A 5,360-nucleotide genomic window follows, 5' to 3' on the forward strand; every position below is an offset into this window, starting at 1 on the left:
ACACCACGGTGGCGCGGTAGTCGGCGACCCGCTCGGCGAACAGGTCGCCGAGGTCGTCGGGCCGGGCACCCACGGGCGCTCGGACCGGCTCGGGGTCCGGCTCCACGCCGGCCAGCGCGGCCCGGATCCGGCCGAGGACCTCCTCGCGTGCGGTCATCGGCCGTCCTCCTCGCCGAGAGTGCCGTTCGTACGGCGCCACCAGGCGCGGAACGACTCCCGCGGCGGCAGTGGCAGGTCCCGGGCGTCCGTCCACCCGGCACCGGGGCCCGGCAGCCGGCCGAGCGTCGTACGACGCCGGCCGAGCACCCTGCCGGCCAGGCCCGACAGCCTCTCCAGCCGACCGAGCCGTCGGCCGTCCGCGAAGGCCCACCCGGCCGACCGGAAGGCCACCGCCTCGGGCTTGGGCAGCCGGTCCTCACGGTGGCCGTCGACGACTCGGGAGCGCAGGTGCACCAGCACCTCGGGGATGTCGATCCGCACCGGGCACGCCTCGAAGCAGGCGCCGCAGAGGGTGGAGGCGTAGGGCAGCGAGTCCAGCTGCCGACGTTGCGGATCACCGACGGCTGTGTCATCGGCGAGGAGCGGGTTGAGGATGGCGCCGATCGGGCCGGGATAGACCGACCCGTAGGCGTGCCCGCCGACCCGCTCGTAGACCGGGCACACGTTGAGGCACGCCGAGCACCGGATGCACCGCAGCGCCTGCCGGCCGACGTCGTCGGCGAGCGCCCGGGTCCGGCCGTTGTCCAGGAGCACGACGTGCACCTCCTGCGGGCCGTCGCCGGGCGTCACCCCGGTCCACATCGAGGTGTAGGGGTTCATCCGCTCGCCCGTGGAGGACCGGGGCAGCAGCCGCAGCAGCGGGTCCAGCTCGGCCCAGGTGGGCACGACCTTCTCGATGCCGACGATGCTCACCAGCACCTCGGGCAGGGTCAGGCACATCCGCCCGTTGCCCTCCGACTCCACGACCACGAGGGTGCCGGTCTCGGCGACGGCGAAGTTCGCGCCCGACACGGCCATCGTGGCCCGGAGGAACTTCTCCCGCAGGTGCACCCGGGCCGCGGACGCCAGCACCGCCGGCTCGTCGGTGAGATCGGTCGGCGCCGGGTGGCCGACCTCGCCCATCCGGCGGGCGAAGATCTCGCGGATCTCGGCGCGGTTGCGGTGGATGGCCGGCACCAGGATGTGGCTCGGCAGGTCGCCTCCGAGCTGGACGATCAGCTCGGCGAGGTCCGTCTCCCAGGCGGCGATCCCGACCGCCTCGAGCGCCTCGTTGAGGCCGATCTCCTGGGTCACCATCGACTTGACCTTCACGATCTCGTCCACCGCATGCGCCCGGGCGACGTCGATCACGATCTGGTTGGCCTCCGCAGCGTCGCGGGCCCAGTGCACCGTCGCGCCGCGCGCGACCAGTGCCTCCTCGAGCTGGACCAGCTGCTCGTCGAGCCCGCGCAGGGCGCGGTCCTTGACCGCGGCGCCGGCGAGCCGGAGCTCCTCCCAGTTCTCGACCTCCTCCACCACCTGCAGCCGCTTGGCGCGGATGGTCGCCGTCGCGTGCGCGAGGTTGTGGCGCAGCTGGGTGTCGCCGAGCGCCTCGCGCGCGGCGGACGGGAAGGCCGGCATCCCGACGAAGGTGCCGGTCATGCGGAGGTCTCCGTACTGGCGAGGATCTCCGCGAGATGCATGACGCGCACGCCGGAGCGGCCTCGCGAGAGCAGTCCACCGACGTGCATCAGGCACGAGTTGTCACCAGCGACCAGCACCTCGGCCCCGGTCTCCCGGACATGACGGGCCTTGTCGGCCCCCATCGCGACCGAGGTGTCGGAGTTCTTGAGCGCGAACGTGCCACCGAACCCGCAGCACTCCTCGGCCCGGGGCAGATCGACCAGCCGCAGCCCGCGCACCGCCTCGAGCAGCTGCCGCGGCCGGTCCCCCACGCCGAGCATCCGCAGTGAGTGGCAGGTGGGGTGGTAGGTCACCCGGTGCGGGAAGTAGGCACCCACGTCGGTCACCCCGAGCACGTCGACCAGGAACTCGGTGAGCTCGTAGGTGCGGGGCGAGGTCTCCGCGACCGACTGCTCCAGCCCGGCGTCCCCCGACCGGCGCGCGACCAGCCCGTGCTGGTGCCGCACCGACCCCGCACAGGAGCCGGACGGGGTCACCACGGCGTCGTACCCCTCGAACGCGCGGACGAAGCTGCGCACCGCCGGCACCGCCTCGTCGAGGTACCCGGTGTTCACCATCGGCTGGCCGCAGCAGGTCTGCGCCTGGGGGAACTCCACATCCACCCCCAGCCGCCGCAGCAGCCGTACCACGGCCGCGCCGGTGTCCGGGAACATCGCGTCGTTCACGCAGGTGACCATCAGGGCGACTCGCACCGGTGACCACTCCTGTCTCTCACGGGGTCTCCCCCTCGATCATCCCCGTCGGGCTCTCCTTGCCGCGACCCTCAGGCGGGCACCACCTTCTCGACGTACGGCACCAGGCGCACCGGCCCGGCGAGACCGTAGCTCTGCCGGGCCGCGACCCCGTAGACCGCCGGGGTCACGACCCGCAGCCGGTTCAGCAGCGTCGAGGCGACCTCGACCTCGATCTCGTTGCGCCCGGGCACCAGGCGACGACCCAGGTCGACCGTCGGGTCGAGCGGGTCGCAGGGCGGCAGCAGCTCCCCGTTGACCCGGACCCGGAACGTGTCGTTGACCTCGCCCAGCTCCAGGTAGGCGCCGTCGTCGTCCGTCCAGTCCTCGCCCAGGTCCACGACCGTGCGGTAGCGCCCGATGCCGGAGACGTCCTCGAAACCGGACACCTTCGACCAGGCCTGGGGAGCCGTGAGGTCGGCGCGGTGGGTCACCTTGCTCGTCGCGAGGTCCTTCGGGTCGGCCGGGTCGGCCGGCTTCCAGTCCTCGAGCTCCAGGGTCCAGTCGCTGGGGACGACGGGCGGGCGGACCCGGGACACCGTCACCGTCGCGGTGGTGCCGTCGGACCGGGTCACCTCGGTGGTGCCCGCCGTGATGGTGCGCAGGGCGGCGTTCGCCCCGCGACGCACGACCTCCTGGCCGGCGGTCGCGACCGGGTGGACGGTGCGCTGCACACCGGCGCCCGGACCGGCGAGGACGACGATCGTCGACTGTCCGGGGACCAGGTCGACCCGCACCCGGACGCGGTCGCCGGACCGCTCGTACGCCGGGACCCGACTGACCTGACCGGTCCAGGCGTCGAACAGCCACGGGACGGAGGCCCGGTCGGTCGCCGTCAGCCAGACGTCCTGCCTCGCCGGGCTGAGGCGGCGGTTCTCGGCGTGCCGGGCGTTGGCGAGGTAGTACACGTCGACGTCACCGAGCACCCGCCGCACGTGCATGACGGTCGACTCCGGGTGCTCGACGTCGCGGGTGACACCGAGCGCGGCGAGCGCGCTGCCGACCTCCGCCTCCGGGACCGTGCGCGTCGTCGGCAGCGCCGCGATCCTCCCGACCAGCTCCCGCACCTCGGCGACCGCGGCCTCGTCGGTGCGACCCACCGGCGTCACCTGCGACCAGTCGCCGATCAGCACGATCGGCAGGCCGGACCGGCCCAGCTCCAGGATCCGGCGGGCGGCCCGCAGGTCCAGGGTCACCGCGTTCCCGCGCAGGGAGTCCGGGCCGACCACGAGCGCCTTGTACGACGGCCCGTCGGGTGCCAGCCGACCGCCGCGCACCTGGGCCTGGTCGAGCTCGAGCAGCGCGGCGTCGACGAACGCGTGCGACCAGCCGAGCTTGGTGCCGTTGTTGGTGATCCACTGCGGGCCGATGCCGGTCGACGCCCAGCCCTTGTGCCGCCAGAACGCGATGTCGTACTTCGGTGTGCCGGTCTGCAGCAGCAGCTGGGTGCGGGCCAGGTAGGCCGCGATGCCGGGGATGTGCTCCCACTGAGGGGTCCGCGGGCCCCAGGCCTCGCCGAAGCCGATCGCGCCGTTGTAGTACGGCGAGAACGCGGCGAAGCCGGGCCAGGTGACGTCCGGCGCCTCGGCATGGGGGAATCCGTGGATCATCAGCTGGTTGACCCCGGCCGCGAAGATGCTGTTGATGGTGAACAGCGCCTGGTTCTGCGCGGTCGGGCTGACGCTGTTGGCGCCCCAGGTGGTGTTGTAGGCGGCGCCGTTGTAGCAGATCGCCTCGCAGGAGAGGAGCTTCCCGCCGGCCATGTCGCGCCCGGACGCCATGATCCGGTAGTCGTCGAGGTTCTTGAACCCCAGCGACTCGGTCTCGGGCACGTCGACGAGCGCCGAGTGCTGCATGGTGTCGGTCTCGAGGCCGTAGGGCTGGACCCGCAGTCCCATCCCCAAGGTCCTCGCGAACGCCCGGATCGGCTCCAGGTGGTGAGCGAGGTAGAGGTCCGAGAGCACCTGGTTGTAGTCGTCGCGCACCTGGTTGGTGCGCAGGCTGTCCGCCGTGGCCGGGTCGGCGGCGGCGAGCACGAACTGGTACTTCTCCTGCTTCTCCAGCACGACCGGAAGCCAGGGGCGCAGGTCGTAGCCGCGACGGGCGCGGAACTCCTCGAGGAACGCGGGCGTCCAGATCGTCGCCTCGGTCTCGATCTCGAGGGAGTCCTCGAACAGGTAGCCGCCCGCCGCCCGCAGCAGCGCGCGCATCTCGCCGTCGAGGATCCGGTCCTCCCACAGGTCGGTCACGGCCTGGGCGCCGCGGGCGCTGAAGTGGTCGACCACGTAGGCGCGGGGCGCGGTGTGCGGACCCGCCTCGGGCTCCTGTCCCGACCCACGACGCCAGGTGGCGAACAGGATCCAGGTCGCGCCGGACGGCTCCGAGGGTGCCGTCCAGGTGATCCGGTCCCCCACGACGGTGTCGGTGAGGTCCACCCACGAGTCGGGGTCGAGGATGGTGCTGGTCACCGCGCCCCTCCGGTCGCGGACGACGCCGGTCATCCGGTGTGCCTGCACCGTCACCAGCACTGAGGAGGTCACCGACGACGCCGCCTCCACGACGGGATGCGGCAGCGCGGCGTCGTACGTCGTGCCTGCGGGGACCTCGGCCTGGCCGTGCACCAGCTCGGTGCAGGCTGCCTCGTCGTCGGGGGTGATCGTCGGGACGGCGGCGGGCCACGACGGCCCGACCGTCAGGTCGATGCGCACCTCGCGCTTCGTGGCCCGCGCGAGCGCGGCCTTGACCCCGGCCACCCACGACGGGGTCCCCCAGCCGTGCCTGGCGACGTCGATGGCGATGTTGCGCGCGCGGAGGCTGTGGGTGACGTCCGCGATCTCCAGCACCCCGAACCCGGCGTCGGCGACCTGGTCCACCTCACGGGCGATCTGCGCCGGGTCGACCAGGCCGTGCGGCCACCACCAGCGGAACCCGGCGGCCGTCGCGGTG

The 5,360-nt window shown here is 72.9% G+C and carries 3 protein-coding genes; all 3 read right to left on the reverse strand.

The annotated features are described in order from the left end of the window. Window positions 1–153: 153 nt before the first annotated feature. Window positions 154–1,641 carry a lactate utilization protein B gene (locus E7Z54_RS07865; RefSeq protein WP_136432591.1) on the reverse strand — a complete coding sequence of 496 codons (1,488 nt, stop codon included), beginning with the start codon at window positions 1,639–1,641 and terminating at the stop codon, window positions 154–156. Then, the gene (locus tag E7Z54_RS07870) at window positions 1,638–2,360 is read right to left on the reverse strand and encodes a (Fe-S)-binding protein (protein WP_136432633.1); all 723 of its coding nucleotides are present in this window, start codon (window positions 2,358–2,360) and stop codon (window positions 1,638–1,640) included. Before E7Z54_RS07870 ends, E7Z54_RS07865 begins: the two co-directional genes overlap by 4 nt. A gap of 86 nt (window positions 2,361–2,446) precedes the next feature. Next, on the reverse strand, window positions 2,447–5,360 hold a 2,914-nt coding region (locus E7Z54_RS07875; protein WP_168798220.1), incomplete at its 5' end, for a glycosyl hydrolase.

Origin of the sequence: Nocardioides sp., assembly GCF_004803405.1 — a bacterium.
Classification (GTDB): Bacteria; Actinomycetota; Actinomycetes; order Propionibacteriales; family Nocardioidaceae; genus Nocardioides; species Nocardioides vastitatis.

Excerpts from the sequence above, each read along its gene's own strand:
- E7Z54_RS07865 (WP_136432591.1), bottom strand. The coding sequence starts at position 1,641 with ATGACCGGCACCTTCGTCGGGATGCCGGCCTTCCCGTCCGCCGCGCGC.
- E7Z54_RS07870 (WP_136432633.1), bottom strand. The coding sequence starts at position 2,360 with ATGGTCACCTGCGTGAACGACGCGATGTTCCCGGACACCGGCGCGGCC.